Origin of the sequence: Halobacillus sp. ACCC02827, from assembly GCF_030291935.1 — a bacterium.
In the GTDB taxonomy this organism is placed as follows: domain Bacteria; phylum Bacillota; class Bacilli; order Bacillales; family Halobacillaceae; genus Halobacillus.
Genome location: NZ_CP128168.1, coordinates 3,358,039 through 3,372,656, shown reverse-complemented (window position 1 = coordinate 3,372,656; position 14,618 = coordinate 3,358,039). Strand labels below are relative to the sequence as shown.

Here is a 14,618-nt window from a genome sequence, read left to right as displayed (position 1 = left end):
GAGAAAGGGGTGGAGAAAGTGTTCGTTATCGGAGCGACAAAGAAATTACAGAATGAGATAGATAAGCCGATCCAGGACGTAGAAGCATATAAAGAAGTACCTGAAATCCATCAATGGCATGCGAACCTGGTTACTTTCAACCGCAGGAAATGTTTAATCCTTGTCAACAATGCGACAGGCCTTAACCTGACCTTATTCGGATTGAGAAAGCCGCAATTCGACCACCTCGACACCGTCATTAAAGGTTCGCTCAAGCAGCTATTTCAACTGCTTGAAATCGACGAGTCTGTTGGGGAAGAAATGCTTAGGGCGGCAGATGAAATCGTATATACGAAAACAAAAAACAGGCGGGTCATAGGCATCATGAATGATCTTAAATCTACGATGGAACATCAGCTCCAAGGCCAAGCCTATGAAGACATTGATGCCCAGAAAATAAATGAAGAAAATAATAAGATGCCTTTCCGTCCGCTGGAGCATACTTATCCTTATAAAACTTTCATTAAATATTTCCAAAATCAGTAGTGCTGTCCCGGCGCTGCTGATTTTTTTCATGAAAAAAAGACCTCTACCGGGTCAGGGTAGAGGTAAATGTTTATATAGGTATAGGATTAGGGGAGGTGCTTAAAAACTGTTACATACTACTAAAAAGAAGTTAAACTACGTCTTCAACTAATGGTCTTGGGTAGGTACGTACTGCCTCATCCTGTGTCAAAGGAGCTAAGACAGAAACAACAATGCCAACTGCAGCGATGAAAGCGATGGCTTTCTTCATAAGATCATGCCTCCTAAATGAGAATGTTTATTTAACAATTGCATTGCTAACCTTAAATATTCAGAAGAACGCTTATACATCCTTTGCTTCTCAAATAAGTCGGCTAGGAATTTAGCGTATCTGATGACATACTCCGGATCCTTCATTTCTTTGAAATATGGAAGTACTTCATCTTCAAGAAATTCAAGGGTATCTGGAGCGTTCGTTAGTATCTTTTGAAAAACATCAAAATGATACGTGTGCTCTTTTGAAGGGAAATCTACAAGCCTTTTTTTACCTTCATTTACCCAATAGAGGCATCCTTCCTTGTTACCTATGAGGTAGTGCTCGAGGATTAATCCGTGAATAATATTCATGTATTCATAGATATCATAGGTGGAAGATGATGCTTCTGTGTACTCCAGGCTCTTTTTGTAATGCTCGATGGATAACGTATGATTATCTAGATTAGAGTCTAAAACAGCCATGTTAATATAAACCAGTTTCAACTGCTGGTGGTCCTTAGTCTGAGAAGCGATCTTGAGAGCAGACTCGTAATTCTCCCTCGCTTTTTCATGATTCTGGAGCCTGCTGAAACTTATTCCTAAAATGAGATGGCAATCAGCACTCTTTCCTAGGTCGTAATGATCTTTATAAATGCGGAGTGCCTGTTCTGTATAAAAAATAGAAGCTGACACATGGTGCGCCTGACTTGAACTTAGTGCCAAGTGGTAGAAAAGGTCGCTCACTTCCCAGCTTTCCATATTCATGGAGCGCGATAAGACTTCCGCCTTCATCAACTGCTGGAATGATTCCTCGAAATCACTTCGGTAATACTGGAGCAGTCCATTGCTCAAATGATAGTAGTACTTCATCTCATCATCAAATGTATCCAGGTGCTGCTTTATTTCACTCCATGCTTCATAAGCCTCCTCCACTTCGTTTTCTAACAAAAAGTGGCGGATGCTGTACAGCTTGTAGTAAATATAAAGGTGATGATTGTTCCGCATATCCTGCTGACTGAGCAGCTCCTCCTTCAACCTTCGTGCTTCTTCCTTCCGCTTGAACATGATAGCTTCATACCACTTTTTCAGCTTTTCTTTGGAAGGGTGGCTGTAGGAAGCGTCATGGAATTCCAATCCCAGACGTTCATATAGCATTTCCAGCACTTCGGAGGCAGGCACGGTCTGATTGTTCTCAATCTTAGACAGATATGCCGGCGAGATGATTCCATCTGCTAACTGGTTTTGCGTCAAACCCTGTTTCACCCGATGGAACCGGAGCACTTTACCATATTCCATTTTCAACACACCTAGTTGATCAACTGTCGACTCTTAAGAGATGTTGCTCTTTCGAATCTATTTTTAGAATACATCCTCAATTAGTAATAATCAACTATATTTACCAGTTTCCCAAGTCTCCCTTTAAACGGCCCTTTAAGAGGTTTTTTGACTGGTGACTTTCCTGATATAAAGGGAAACCAGATTTTTCAGGGTGAGAAAACTATCGTAATTTGTCATTATAAGGAAACTTTGCATAGGGACGATGTCTTACGGGTATGGGGTTTATAGGAAAAAAACGCCAAATTACCAGGCGGTAAACCATGTGAAGGAGGAATCGGTGTGGGTTATAACGTCACACAAAAGCTGATTAACAGCCATCTTATTCAAGGAGAAATGACACCAGGTTCGGAAATAGGATTAAAAATTGATCAAACCCTTACCCAGGATGCAACAGGGACAATGGTGATGCTTGAGCTTGAAGCGATGGGGGTGGAGCGGGCACAGACGGAAGCGTCCGCTCAATATGTCGACCATAACTTAATACAGGAAGACAATAAGAACCCGGATGACCACCTGTTCCTGGAAAGTGCAGCCAAGCGTTTCGGTTTGCATTTCAGCAGGCCGGGAAACGGAGTGAGTCATCCCGTCCATATGCAGAGGCTCGCTGCTCCCGGGAAGACGCTGCTTGGATCGGACAGTCATACGTGTGCGAATGGATGTATGGGCATGCTTGCCATGGGGGCTGGTGGAATCGATGTTGCTATGGCTATCGCAGGAGAGCCTTTTTATGTGAAAATGCCGAAAGTGTGGGGAGTGAAGGTGACCGGTGAGCTTCCTGATTGGGTAAGCGCAAAGGATGTCATTCTTGAAATGCTGCGTAGACATGGAGTAAAAGGGGGCGTCCATCATGTTTTTGAATATTACGGCCCGGGTTTGAAAAACCTTACGGCGATGGACCGCCATGTCATTGCAAATATGGGAGCGGAACTAGGCGCTACGGGAACGGTTTTTCCAGCGGACGAAGTTACGCGTCGTTTCATGGCACGGCAAGGGAGGGAAAAAGAGTGGTTTGAGCTCTTGCCTGATGAGGGAGCGGGGTACGATGTGCATGACGAATTGCATCTCTCTGACCTGGCCCCTCTCATTGCAAAGCCTTCCAGTCCGGGGAATGTGGTGCCGGTCGAAGAGGTGGAAGGGGAGGCGATCTATCAAAGCTATGTAGGTTCTTCCGCTAACCCTGGGTACCGGGATTTTGCAGTAGCATCAGAAATCGTCGCTGGTAAACAAGTTGCGGACGGTGTTTCGTTTGATATCAACCCGACATCCAGGCAGATGCTCGTCGATCTATCTCAGAATGGTCATATAGCTAATTTCCTCCAGGCAGGAGCAAGGCTTCACCAAGCGGGATGCAACGGATGTATCGGCATGGGACAAGCACCGGCGACAGGAAGAAACAGCTTGCGGACGACTCCTAGGAATTTTCCAGGGCGTTCCGGAACGAAAGAGGACAGCGTGTATCTATGCAGTCCGGAGACTGCTGCAGTAAGTGCGTTGGAAGGGAAGATTACAGACCCTAGAAAATCGGGTCTCGCTTATCCTTCGGTCGTTGAACTTGAAAAGCCGACGGTAGATACGCGGCTGCTTGACGATCCGCTTCCGCTTTCGGAAGCAAAAAAGGTTAACCTCGTGAAAGGTCCTAATGTGGCTTCCATTCCGGAAATGGGTGAGCTTCCAGACGAAATGGAGCTCCCTGTATTATTGAAAATGGGGGATGACATTTCGACGGATGAAATATTAGCAGGCGGGGCGAGAGTCCTTCCTTACCGAAGCAACCTTCCGGAAATCAGTAAGTTTGCCTTCGAAATTGTAGATGACACCTATTACGACAGGGCGATGGATGTGAAAGAATCCGGCGGCCATGCGGTTGTTGCCGGTGCGAATTACGGGCAGGGATCGAGCAGGGAGCATGCGGCTTTAGCTCCGAAGTATCTTGGATTGCAAGTGGCTATTGTCGAAGACTTTGCCCGTATTCACTGGCAGAACCTTGCTAACTTCGGTGTACTACCACTAACCTTTACCAATGCTGATGATCTAGAGAAGCTGGAAGAGGGAGATGTTCTTCAATTTAAGGATCTGCGGAACAAACTCTCTAAATCCTCTACCTTTCATGTCGAAGTAAAGGGGAAAGACCTACAGATTGAAGTGGAGCATGCTCTTTCGGAGCGTCAAATTGAAATCATGAAGGCGGGCGGTCTGATCAATTGGGTGAAGGAGCGCCTGGATAAGGACTGATTTAATACAAAAAGAAAAGCCGGACCTGAAAAGGTGCCGGCTTTCTTTATTAGTCTTGTGGAGCTGTTGTGTGAATTGGTTTAAGGTTTCTTTCGATTTCTTCCCGTTTTTGTTCAAGAAACGGCGGAAGTGCCAACGCTTCCCCCAGACGGTCTTCCGGTTCATCCGTGGCGAAACCAGGACCATCTGTCGCCAGTTCAAATAAAATGTGGTTCGCTTCCCTGAAATAAAGGGATTGGAAGTAGTAACGATCGACAAGCCCGGAATTCGGGTACCCGGCAGCATCAATGATTTCTTTCCATTTGGTGAGTTCTTCCTTGTTCTCCACCCGGAAGGCGACGTGGTGGACGCTTCCTCTTCCAGGTCGTTCCCGTCTGTCTGCATCCGTCTCTTCCACGTGGACCTCTGCACCTGTGCCACCTTCGCCTGTGCTGAAGACAGTCCAATTATCGTACTCACCTGTTTTTCGGAATCGCAGAATTTCTGTAAGGACATGCTCCGTTTTACTCTTATCAGAGACAGTAAGTCTTACAGGTCCCAGCCCTGTAATACCAAAATCAGCTGGTACCTCGGATCCTTTCCATGGGATTCCGGCTGCTACACCCTTGTTATGTTGATCGGATACAAGCATTAACCGTTGGTCTTCCGGATCACGGAAAGACAGAGTGAGGCGTCCGAAGCGCTCCTCCATTGGATCATGGGCTACTTGATGCTGTTGGAATCTCTCGAGCCAATAATTCAGTGCTTCGTCGTTTGGGACGCGCAGTGTGGTCGTCGATATGCTCTGAGAGCCCGGATAGGTGTGTCCGGCGCGATGAATTTCAAAAAAAGTTAAATCGGTTCCGGGACGTCCTTTTTCATCGGCATAAAACAAGTGATACATGGAAGGGTCGTCTTGGTTAACAGTTTTTTTTACTAAACGCATTCCTAATATGCGGGTATAAAAGTCAAAGTTTTTCTCTGCATTTGCTGTGATGGCTGATACGTGATGGATGCCTTTAAGTTCCATAAAGGTTCCTCCTCTGATTATCTCGAATTCAAGATAATTATAATACGCAGAGGATACATTGTCAAAAGAAGCTACTTTACTCGTTCAAATGGAAAAATCCTCGTTTGTAAAGTTTTAGAATAATAGGCGGTTGGATCTTGTTCTGTTACGAAGGAGGGGAGGAAATCGAGCAATTGATTGACAGGAAGGTCGACTTTGACTTTCTGCAACCGCCAGTGCTTATGCTGGATTGGTCCCTTGTACACCTTTTGGCCTCGGACTGTCCAGAGGGCATATCGTTCGGTAAGCCAGTAAAGAAGGGATCCTGGTGCAGGATGAACGGCAGGGGAAAAATGAGATGCCTCCATATGGAAATGAGCGTTCGGATAGCCTTTATGAATTCTTCTGCTGGAGAAATGAATCCTCTCCGGTGTCGTGTCCATCCGCATGGATGCATGCACGTAAGGAAGAGAAAATCCTGTTCGGGCTAAAAAAACGCCGAGGGGGTGATCGGCATCCAAAGTGAGGAAATAAACTCCTGGTTCTCCTTTATAAGTGACATAGGTACGGACATTCAATTCCAATAATTGATTGCCGAAAGGAAGAGAAGGAAGGTTCTTGAACCGGATGTGGTTCATACGAAACGGGACGACGGCTATCCAAGCCGAACCGTCAAATTCGTCCAACTCAAACACACTTGGTATATACCTGGCCAAAATCTCAGCGGGTACGGGCCAATGGAGGAAGATAAGATCTTCCCATTCCTGATGCATAATCCATTTTTTTGAAGACATTCTCATCACCTCCCCAATGGTTTACCCGCAGGGAGGGAGAATCATACATGAATGTGAAGATCGTCACTTCATTCGGAGCGGAACGTTTTTCCGCTCTTCTCGCTTGTGCAGTTCTTTCTTCAGCAAGAGGATGAATTCTTCTTCCAGGTTCAAATCCACTGCTCTTTTTAGAGAGTCCTGCAACACCTTGTAGGAGAGCCTTTCGACAATCATGCGGTTGCCCCCTTTACTTTGCTATGACGGAAGTGCGGTCGATGCCGTAGCTGCTCCTATAATTCGTCCATGTGAATCAAAGATAGGTTGGCAGAATACGTCGTAACGAATCAATCCCTCGGATAACGGGAAAGGAATTGTTTTTCTGATGCTCTGTCCTTCCTCTATGACCTTGCTTTTTAATTGCATTAATTCAGTAGTACCGACGTTATCATCCAATTCATCATCCCTTTTCCCGATCACGGAGTTCATTTTGAAATCAGGGTGCGGGTTATACATCCAGGTATAGCGTAGATCCAAGTCGCAGTGTGCGACGGTAATTGGAGAATGGACCAATGCTGTTTCAAATGGTTCGCTCAGGTGTTCGGTATAAAAGAGTGAAGGATTTATGTGAAGAAACGAAGCAATTTGAGAAGCGACCGCCATGCTGGGATTGCGCGTTCCATTTTCGATTTGAGCATAATAGGCCCGGTCGATATGTGCGCCTGCTGCGATTTGTTGTTGTGTCAGTCGTTGTTCTTTTCTAAGTTTGATAAGCCATCTTCTCATGGTTAAAATCACACCCTACTTTCTTTTTTCATATAAATATTTCTTCCTATATATATAAAATCCTTGTGGCAGTTTGCAACGTAGTGGAATTTCTTTGCTTAGAAGAAAACTTTCGTATAAATAGTAATTATAACGATTTATTTCGAGTATGTTCGACGAAATTTTTAGCAGCTGTGTAAAAAAATACATAGCTTCGCCTACAGGTCTGATATAATCAAATCGGCTTGCATTTTTCAAGGGGAAGAGGAGGAAAAGGATGACTTGGGAAATCCTGAATATATTAGCTGTCAGCGCTTTTGCTTTCAGTGGGGCCATTGTCGCTCTCAACGAAAGGTACGACATATTCGGTACGTTTATTCTCGGGATTGCGACACCGTTCGCAGGTGGGATTATTCGTAATATCGCATTAGGGATCCCGGTCGTCCATGTTTGGCAGCAGGGATATCTGTTTTATGTCGCGCTTGGAACAATCGCTGTTGTCTATTTCTTTCCGAAGACATGGGTGATGGCATGGGACAGATGGAATTTCTATCCGGATGCCGTTGGTTTATCAGCTTTTGCTCTTCAAGGGGCCTCCTTTGCGGTCGCCAACCAATTTCCGCTTGGAGGCATCATTTTTTCGGCAATCCTGACAGGAGTCGGGGGCGGCGTTGCCAGAGATGTGCTTGCACAGCGCCGTCCGATGGTTCTTCATCAGGAAATATACGCAGTATGGGCAATGCTTGTGGGGCTGGCAGTCGGCATCGGGCTTGTAGATGTAGGGAGTGCGTGGCAGACTTATGCATTATTTATCCTGATTATCTTGTGCAGGGTGTTCTCTTATCGATTAGGATGGCATCTAAGGTTTCGGGATTTGTATAGAATTTGATCATAAAAAGGCCGCCCCGCTTTGGGACGGCCTTTTCTACGATTAGCTGCAGTAAGACAAGTTTGGACAGGAGAAAGAAAACTTTCTCATTTTTTCTTTGTGATACGGAGTTCTTCTGTAGTTAATAACGGAAAAGGTCTCCGGAAAGGTAGCGCTCACCGGTATCTGGTGCGATACATACGACTACTTCGCCGGGATTTTTTTGTTTAGCTGCTTCGATGGCAGCCCAACAGGCGGCACCGCAGGAGGTTCCAAGGAGCAGCCCTTCCTCACGGGCGAGACGTCTCGTAATTTCGTAGGCATCTTCATCGGTCACTTGTAAGATTTCATCATAAACATCCTGATTCAGGATGGAAGGAATGAAACCAGGGCTTGTCCCGACCAATTTATGCTTCCCTGGCTTGCCGCCTGATAAAACCGGGGATCCTGCAGGCTCTGCTACATGGATAGTCATATCCTTGTAGCGTTTTTTCAACTCTTCTCCCGTACCTGTAATCGTCCCGCCGGTCCCGGCTGTAGAAACGAAGGCAGATAGAGGTTTGCCCAATTCATCCATAGCTTCGATGATCTCTGCAGCTGTCGTATGGCGGTGTGCATCCGGGTTTGCCGCATTTTCGAACTGCATCGGCATGAAGCTGCCTTCGATTTCTTCCACGAGTTCTTTGGCTTTCGCGATGGCTCCGGGCATTTTCGCATCTCCAGGCGTCAGGACGATTTCTGCACCGTATGCTTTCAGTAGATTGATTCGTTCCTGTGTCATCGTATCCGGCATAACGAGGATAGCGCGATATCCTTTTGCAGCTGCATTCATAGCAATCCCTATGCCGGTATTGCCGCTTGTCGGCTCGATAATGGTCGCGCCTTCCTTAAGCAGCCCTTCTTTTTCTGCTTGTTCCATCATATTGAAAGCGGCGCGGTCTTTTACGCTTCCGCTTGGATTGTATTTCTCCAGTTTCAGGTAAATATCGGCTCCACCTTCAGGAGCCACACGGTTCAGTTTGACTAACGGAGTATCACCGATCAAATCTGCTATGTTGTTAACGACGCGCATGTTGTCACTTCCTTTTAGTAGTGGGGATAATACTATTAGTTTATCACAGTCGGAAACCGGTTATCACATCCACTGCTTTCTGTCAGAACTTGTCTTCTACCACTTTCTGCGCTAACTGAAAGGAGTTTCTTGGTACGGAGATCTTGAACGCCAGCTGATTGGAGTTCAGGTTGAAACGATCTACCTGGACGTTGAAATTACTTGCTGTGTCCATCTGAGTGACGGCTACATAAATGTTCTCTTCGTTGGGATTTACGGTTACCCACTCAGGAAAGTCATAGTTATCTTTAACAAATTCCAGTACTTTTTTGTTCGGGAGAGGAAGCTTTCCGAGGGAAATGCGTTCCTGCTCCAGGATAAGATCTCCGTTTTCCTGAACAACCGGACTTAATTCCACTTTAATCGGAATGACCTGATCGAAGGCTTTAATATTCCCTGCCAACGTTACGTTACGGTCAAGAGATATGGAATAGTCAAAGCCGGTTTTTTCCGAGAACTCTCCGAGGTAGTCGTTTGCCAGCTGCTCCAGATTCTCCTTCGTCGACACAATAGTGAATTCCGCATCCTGTGTTTCCTTCTGCTGATCGACGTTGACGATGGTATAAGAGCTGGGAAGGAAAATAAGACCGACTACTGAAGCCACCACAAGAAAATTAATGATTGCCAGTATCCAAAAAGAGGTTCGCCATTTGTTGCTGAATAATAATTGTTTCATCTCTACATTCCACCTGTGTTATTGTTCGACGTCATCTTTGATATATTCCAACACACGTTCTGCCATTTGCTTGTAACCACGTTCATTCGGGTGAAAATTATCTTCCTCCCATAGAAGTTCATCCTCGGATCCTTCAAACAAGTCCCTCACCGGGATGAAAGTAACGTTCTCCTCTTCTGCAACGACCTCTTTGCTGATTTCGTTCCAATCTTCCATAATCTTCCCTAATTCGGGGATATTATCAAAGTAAAGATTAAAAGGATTGTAAAGACCGATCAGGTAAATAGGGGCATCCGGGTTCTCTTCGCGAATCATGGAAAAAATGGTTTCCAGTTGTGTTTGATAGGAATCCTGTGCGTCCACAAAGTCCTGGTAATTTAAGTTTGTAAAATTATCCTTCACAACTTTCATTACATCATTGGCTCCAATGGTTATTAAAATAAGGTCAGCATCCTCTAAAGCGGTGGAAATTTCCTCCTGCTCCTCCAGGCGGCTGATCAGTTGATCGGTTCGGTTTCCCCGTTTCCCGAAGTTATCAATGTGAATCAAATCTCTTTCTTTATTACTGTTGAATGTGTCCTCTAAAATTCCTACGTAACCGCCATTGTCCGTATCATCTCCAACCCCTTGAGTCAGAGAATCACCGAGGGCTACAATTTCCATGTCATCTTTCACGAACAACCCTTTCGCACTGTCGATGACGCCGGTGAATACATCTTTCAGTCCCTCGCTGATTGCTCTGTCTGAATCTTCTTCGTCGGGTGAGAATTCCTGTTCCTTCGGTTCCGAGGAAGCCGGCTTGGACTCCGAGCGCTCCTTTTTAACTGTTGAATGATCCGAATCTGTCGAATGCTCTTCAGGAGTATAGATAAATGCGGCTGTTATGAAGAAGGCCAGGAATAAGGAGAGTGAAATGGAAGCGATCCATCTCCATTTTTTCAACGTGCATCCCTCCTGGAAAGTATTGGCTTTATTATATGCTGGTGACATATGTTTGGGAAATGGAAAAGTTTTATCTACAATTATATCACGAAGACTATACAATAAACATACGGGAGCCCTTGTCAGAACATGAGGGTGGAGCGGTCGATTTATTCAAAGGAGAGAGAAGCGATGGAAGATCAAATGACGATATCGGTACGAGATCTTGTATCTTATGTTTACCGGACAGGAAGTATCGATGAACGTTTTCAATCGAATACCGCTTTAGTGGAAGGAACGGCAATTCATCAGGAAGTCCAGAAGACATATAGAGATGGGGATGAGAAGGAATTATTTCTTCAGCATGAGTTTGAACAGGAAGGAATAGTTCTACTCGTTCAAGGAAGGTGTGACGGTCTGCTCCAGACGGAGGACGGCCCTGTTGTCGACGAAATAAAGTCGACAGCGAGAGAGTTGGAAGAATTGGATGAAGACACCCACCCTGTCTATTGGGCTCAGGCGAAAGGGTATGCCTTCATGTATATGCATGACCACCATTTAAATCACATCGTTGTGCAGCTTACTTATGTTCAAAAAAAGACGAAAGATAAAAAGCGGATGCGAAGGACGTTCCGGTATGAAGAGCTGAAAGCATTCATGGAAACGACCGTGAAGGCTTACTCCTCTTATGCTGGAATTCTTCTGCACATAAGAGAGCAGAAAAAACGTACCGTTCCGGATCTGGAGTTTCCCTTCAGCGGCTACCGTAAAGGACAACGGAAGCTGGCTGGAAGTGTGTATCGGACCATCAAAGAAAAACGGCATTTATTTGCACAGGCTCCTACTGGAATCGGAAAAACGATTTCTACTTTATTTCCTGCTGTGAAAGCTTTCGCTGAGGGAGGGCTGGATAGAATCTATTACCTGACAGCGAAGACGATCACACGTTCCACAGCGGAGGAGGCTCTGCAGTTGATGGAAAAGGAAGGTCTGGAAATCAGGTCTGTCACTTTGACGGCTAAAGATAAGGTCTGTTTTCAGGAAGAAACCATCTGCCAGCCGGAGTATTGTGAATTTGCGGACGGGTATTATGACCGAATCAATGGGGCGATTGTTGATATATTGAGAAAGGAAACAACCATGACGAGGCACACAGTGGAAGAGTATGCGCGCAAACATCGCGTCTGTCCATTTGAATTTTCCCTGGACTTGTCGGATGTCGCTGATGTGGTCATCGGAGATTACAATTATATATTTGACCCCCGTGTAGCTTTAAAGCGGCTGCTTCCGGAGAAAAAGAAGAAGACGACACTGCTTGTCGACGAAGCCCATAATCTTGTTGAGCGTGCGCGAGAGATGTATTCTTCTAAATTGGGGAAAAGGGATCTTGAAACGGTGGTTGAAGACTGGCGTGGAGAGCAGGAGGAGGTGGCACGCGCTGCCGACTCTGTCGTGAAAGACTTAGCTCGGCTGGAGGATCCGAAGACGCCCCATAAACAATTGGATGAAATTCCAGGAGCGTTGGAAGAAGGTGTGGAACGGTTTATTAATCAGGCAGAGCCGGTTCTTCAGGAAAGGGGAGAAGATGTACGTAAAGAACACCTGCAGGATGTGTACTTTCAATCACAGAATTTCCTTCGGATACTGGAGCTGGTCGATGACCACTATCGTTTCATAGGAGATAGCAGCGTAGGCGATTTTCAATTGACTTTGTTTTGTCTGGACCCGTCTCTGGTCCTGAGGAAAGTATCCGGCGGCTTCCGGTCCAGTACTTTCTTCTCGGCGACGCTGTCGCCGTTTGCTTATTACAAGGAGATGCTCGGAGGTTCGAAAGAAGATTATATTCTCCAGCTTCCATCTCCGTACGATTCTGATCAAATTGATGTGCAAATAACTCCGCTTTCGACACGGTACAAAAACCGACAGGAAACGTCACGTGCCATTGCGGAACGGCTTGATGAGCAAGCGGGACACCTTCAAGGAAACCATTTGTTTTTCTTTCCTTCCTACCAGTACATGGAGTTGGTATATGATGCTTTCCGGAACGTATCGGACTATAAGGCTGTCATGCAGGAGCGGGGAATGAATGAAGACAGGCGGGAAGATTTTCTCTCTCAATTCGTTCCCGGCGGAAACCTGATTGGATTTGCCGTCCTTGGCGGGATCTTCTCAGAAGGTGTCGACCTCAGAGGAGATCGGCTGAATGGCGTAGCGGTTGTGGGAATCGGTCTTGCACCCAGAAGCTTCGAAAGAGAACTGATCATGGACTATTTTAAGAGCAAGGGTCGGAATGGTTATGATTATGCCTATGTTTATCCAGGTATGAACAAGGTGCTTCAAGCAGGTGGACGTCTCATCCGATCAGAGAAAGATCACGGCATTATCCAATTGATCGATGACCGCTTCTTGACAAGGAAATACTTGCAGCTGCTTCCCGAGGAGTGGGGAAATTATCGAATGATGAAATAATAAGATTTCCCGGGGAATAAAATGTAAGTATTCCATGAAACCCAGGATATTTTAGATTTTCTCTAGAATATCCTGGCAGAAGGATTCGACATGGGTACGGTTTTCTCCGGATATTCCATATATGTCATAAATCGCACCATCAACGATCGAGTGTAATAGGGCTGTATCCATCTGTGGATCGGCCTTTTTGCCTTCCACCAGCTGTTTTGTTGTTTGGATGACGAGGTGCTTCTTATCTTCCGCCGGCAGCACATACGGAATTTTCTTGATATACCCGGAAGTAATCATATTCGTTCGGTTGAGTACTTTTCTTACCATATATTTAATGAGCTGGCTGTTTAACAAACCCAAATAGTAGAATAAATCCTCCTCATTTTCCGGGAATAGATTGGCATTCACTCCGAAAAGGCTGTTTTCCGGCAGGTAGGCTGCGGAGAAGTCTACGCCCATGGAGGAACAAGTAATTCCCCGTCTATAGAAATAAGCCCTGTTCCTAACGGTGAAAGATGGATAAATCGCCTCATTATCTTCCCAATCTTTATGAATATAAAATTTCGGTTCATAATACCATGCATCCTTTACCCCGCCATTTTTATAGAACGGAAGCCATTCTTGATCATCTTTCACATCCTCACGCCTGCGCAGGAAAAGGGTGTCATTCCCTGTTGAGATTCCTGTACCGCCTTTTAAGACATTTCCTAACTCTTCATGGGGACGCAGAAAGTGAGCAAGAATCTCCTCGGGAACGTTGACTGCGAAGTTGTTGTTGGGAAGATCGTGGAAGTGCGCTTGCTTTAAGTATTGGATCTTATCCTCTGTGATATTTTGGTATTCCTGCGTTTCCAGACGGTCTACCAGCTTCATGACCATATCTTCCTGGCGTTCATTTCCCTCTTTCTTTTTTAATGTCAGGATGGCTGTTCGAACATCTGCCTTTCCTTTGTGAAACAGTCTGCGTGGTGCAAGGACAATCTCTTTTATGATGGTTTTTTCCAATAAGTAGGCTCTGAATTTTCGATAATACACGTTCGTAAGGAAAGAGTCCTGCACAATCATTGTCAAGACTCCGCCGGGCTTAAGCAGCTTGATCCCGTTGTGGATAAATAAAGAATAGAGATTATGCACACCGATGCCGCCGTAGCGTTCTGTGATGGCTTTTTTGTTTTCGATGAAGTAGTCGCTCTGACGTTTTGATTTGTAAGGAGGGTTGCCGACAATGGCATCAAACTTTTCTTCCAGTTCGACCTTAAGAAAATCGACGTGACGGAAAGTGATACCCTCATGCGGGGAAGGAGTAGCTGTATCGATATCGTAGGCGTGAATTTGGGAAGGGGAGAAGCCCTCTTTCAATAAGGAATAAACAAAGACACCGTCACCGGTGGCAGGGTCCAATATCTCCGGGTTCCTTCTATTATCTGGCAAGTGATTGGATAAAGTCTGGACCATGTATTCTACTGTTTCCGGCGGTGTACCGTACTGGCCCATGGATCTTTGTCTTGAGAACATACTACCCCTCCTGGTACTTTTTAGGTATACATTACTATAATTATAGGTAAATGTCACCAATTAATAGTCTTATAGTCATTTATTATTCCAATAAAATAACAAAGGGAGGGAGCATATAGTCTTGTTTTGGGCTTTTTTAGAAGGAGTGTGATTCTGTGGAAAGGAAAATACCCGAATCTGAATACAGGGAATTCACTACAAATGTTTTTGTTAAC

Annotated in this window: 13 protein-coding genes; 4 read left to right on the top strand and 9 right to left on the bottom strand. The window is 45.3% G+C overall.

From position 1 onward, the window contains the following. Window positions 1–18: 18 nt before the first annotated feature. A complete protein-coding gene (locus QRD89_RS17765) occupies window positions 19–525 on the top strand; it encodes a DUF6933 domain-containing protein (protein ID WP_286095933.1) in 507 nt (168 codons plus the stop codon). A gap of 246 nt (window positions 526–771) precedes the next feature. Here QRD89_RS17765 and QRD89_RS17760 read toward each other — a convergent pair whose 3' ends face one another. Then, the gene (locus QRD89_RS17760; RefSeq protein WP_286095932.1) at window positions 772–2,055 is read right to left on the bottom strand and encodes a helix-turn-helix transcriptional regulator; all 1,284 of its coding nucleotides are present in this window, start codon (window positions 2,053–2,055) and stop codon (window positions 772–774) included. A gap of 321 nt (window positions 2,056–2,376) precedes the next feature. Here QRD89_RS17760 and QRD89_RS17755 point away from each other — a divergent pair, with 321 nt between their 5' ends. Continuing rightward, on the top strand, window positions 2,377–4,329 hold the full coding sequence (locus QRD89_RS17755; RefSeq protein WP_286095931.1) for an aconitate hydratase: 1,953 nt from the start codon (window positions 2,377–2,379) through the stop codon (window positions 4,327–4,329). Between the two features lie 49 nt (window positions 4,330–4,378). On the opposite strand, the gene QRD89_RS17750 is transcribed toward QRD89_RS17755, so the two are convergent. From QRD89_RS17750 to QRD89_RS17735, 4 genes are all read right to left on the bottom strand, one after another. Beyond that, window positions 4,379–5,338 carry a ring-cleaving dioxygenase gene (locus QRD89_RS17750; protein ID WP_008633760.1) on the bottom strand — a complete coding sequence of 320 codons (960 nt, stop codon included), beginning with the start codon at window positions 5,336–5,338 and terminating at the stop codon, window positions 4,379–4,381. Between the two features lie 71 nt (window positions 5,339–5,409). Beyond that, window positions 5,410–6,111, bottom strand: coding sequence for a YqjF family protein (locus tag QRD89_RS17745; protein ID WP_026577794.1), 702 nt, complete (start codon window positions 6,109–6,111; stop codon window positions 5,410–5,412). A 63-nt stretch (window positions 6,112–6,174) separates the two neighbouring features. Further along, window positions 6,175–6,324 (bottom strand): sporulation histidine kinase inhibitor Sda, encoded by a 150-nt coding sequence (gene sda, locus QRD89_RS17740; RefSeq protein ID WP_081594774.1) that lies wholly within the window; start codon window positions 6,322–6,324, stop codon window positions 6,175–6,177. 21 nt (window positions 6,325–6,345) lie between these two features. Further along, the gene (locus QRD89_RS17735) at window positions 6,346–6,873 is read right to left on the bottom strand and encodes a helix-turn-helix domain-containing protein (RefSeq protein WP_008633756.1); all 528 of its coding nucleotides are present in this window, start codon (window positions 6,871–6,873) and stop codon (window positions 6,346–6,348) included. Between the two features lie 256 nt (window positions 6,874–7,129). Between QRD89_RS17735 and QRD89_RS17730 the strand changes: the two genes are divergently transcribed. After that, window positions 7,130–7,741 carry a trimeric intracellular cation channel family protein gene (locus tag QRD89_RS17730; RefSeq protein WP_008633753.1) on the top strand — a complete coding sequence of 204 codons (612 nt, stop codon included), beginning with the start codon at window positions 7,130–7,132 and terminating at the stop codon, window positions 7,739–7,741. Window positions 7,742–7,862: 121 nt separating this feature from the next. On the opposite strand, the gene cysK is transcribed toward QRD89_RS17730, so the two are convergent. The 3 genes from cysK to QRD89_RS17715 all read right to left on the bottom strand — a co-directional run bounded on the left by cysK (window position 7,863) and on the right by QRD89_RS17715 (window position 10,449). Next, the gene (cysK, locus tag QRD89_RS17725) at window positions 7,863–8,792 is read right to left on the bottom strand and encodes a cysteine synthase A (RefSeq protein ID WP_008633750.1); all 930 of its coding nucleotides are present in this window, start codon (window positions 8,790–8,792) and stop codon (window positions 7,863–7,865) included. A gap of 82 nt (window positions 8,793–8,874) precedes the next feature. Next, window positions 8,875–9,507 (bottom strand): YpmS family protein, encoded by a 633-nt coding sequence (locus tag QRD89_RS17720; RefSeq protein ID WP_008633747.1) that lies wholly within the window; start codon window positions 9,505–9,507, stop codon window positions 8,875–8,877. Window positions 9,508–9,525: 18 nt separating this feature from the next. Further along, window positions 9,526–10,449, bottom strand: coding sequence for an SGNH/GDSL hydrolase family protein (locus QRD89_RS17715; RefSeq protein ID WP_286095930.1), 924 nt, complete (start codon window positions 10,447–10,449; stop codon window positions 9,526–9,528). 171 nt (window positions 10,450–10,620) lie between these two features. On the opposite strand from QRD89_RS17715, the gene QRD89_RS17710 reads away from it, so the two are divergent. Beyond that, window positions 10,621–12,897: an ATP-dependent DNA helicase gene (locus QRD89_RS17710; RefSeq protein WP_286095929.1), complete on the top strand. Its 2,277-nt coding sequence runs from the start codon at window positions 10,621–10,623 to the stop codon at window positions 12,895–12,897. 51 nt (window positions 12,898–12,948) lie between these two features. Here QRD89_RS17710 and QRD89_RS17705 read toward each other — a convergent pair whose 3' ends face one another. Further along, the gene (locus tag QRD89_RS17705; RefSeq protein WP_286095928.1) at window positions 12,949–14,403 is read right to left on the bottom strand and encodes an Eco57I restriction-modification methylase domain-containing protein; all 1,455 of its coding nucleotides are present in this window, start codon (window positions 14,401–14,403) and stop codon (window positions 12,949–12,951) included. Between the last annotated feature and the right edge of the window lie 215 nt (window positions 14,404–14,618).

Bases quoted from the DNA above. Each gene is read 5' to 3' on its own strand.
- cysK (WP_008633750.1), bottom strand. From the start codon at position 8,792: ATGCGCGTCGTTAACAACATAGCAGATTTGATCGGTGATACTCCGTTA.
- QRD89_RS17720 (WP_008633747.1), bottom strand. From the start codon at position 9,507: ATGAAACAATTATTATTCAGCAACAAATGGCGAACCTCTTTTTGGATA.
- QRD89_RS17745 (WP_026577794.1), bottom strand. From the start codon at position 6,111: ATGTCTTCAAAAAAATGGATTATGCATCAGGAATGGGAAGATCTTATC.
- QRD89_RS17705 (WP_286095928.1), bottom strand. From the start codon at position 14,403: ATGTTCTCAAGACAAAGATCCATGGGCCAGTACGGTACACCGCCGGAA.
- QRD89_RS17750 (WP_008633760.1), bottom strand. From the start codon at position 5,338: ATGGAACTTAAAGGCATCCATCACGTATCAGCCATCACAGCAAATGCA.
- QRD89_RS17735 (WP_008633756.1), bottom strand. From the start codon at position 6,873: ATGAGAAGATGGCTTATCAAACTTAGAAAAGAACAACGACTGACACAA.
- sda (WP_081594774.1), bottom strand. From the start codon at position 6,324: ATGATTGTCGAAAGGCTCTCCTACAAGGTGTTGCAGGACTCTCTAAAA.
- QRD89_RS17760 (WP_286095932.1), bottom strand. From the start codon at position 2,055: ATGGAATATGGTAAAGTGCTCCGGTTCCATCGGGTGAAACAGGGTTTG.
- QRD89_RS17710 (WP_286095929.1), top strand. From the start codon at position 10,621: ATGGAAGATCAAATGACGATATCGGTACGAGATCTTGTATCTTATGTT.
- QRD89_RS17730 (WP_008633753.1), top strand. From the start codon at position 7,130: ATGACTTGGGAAATCCTGAATATATTAGCTGTCAGCGCTTTTGCTTTC.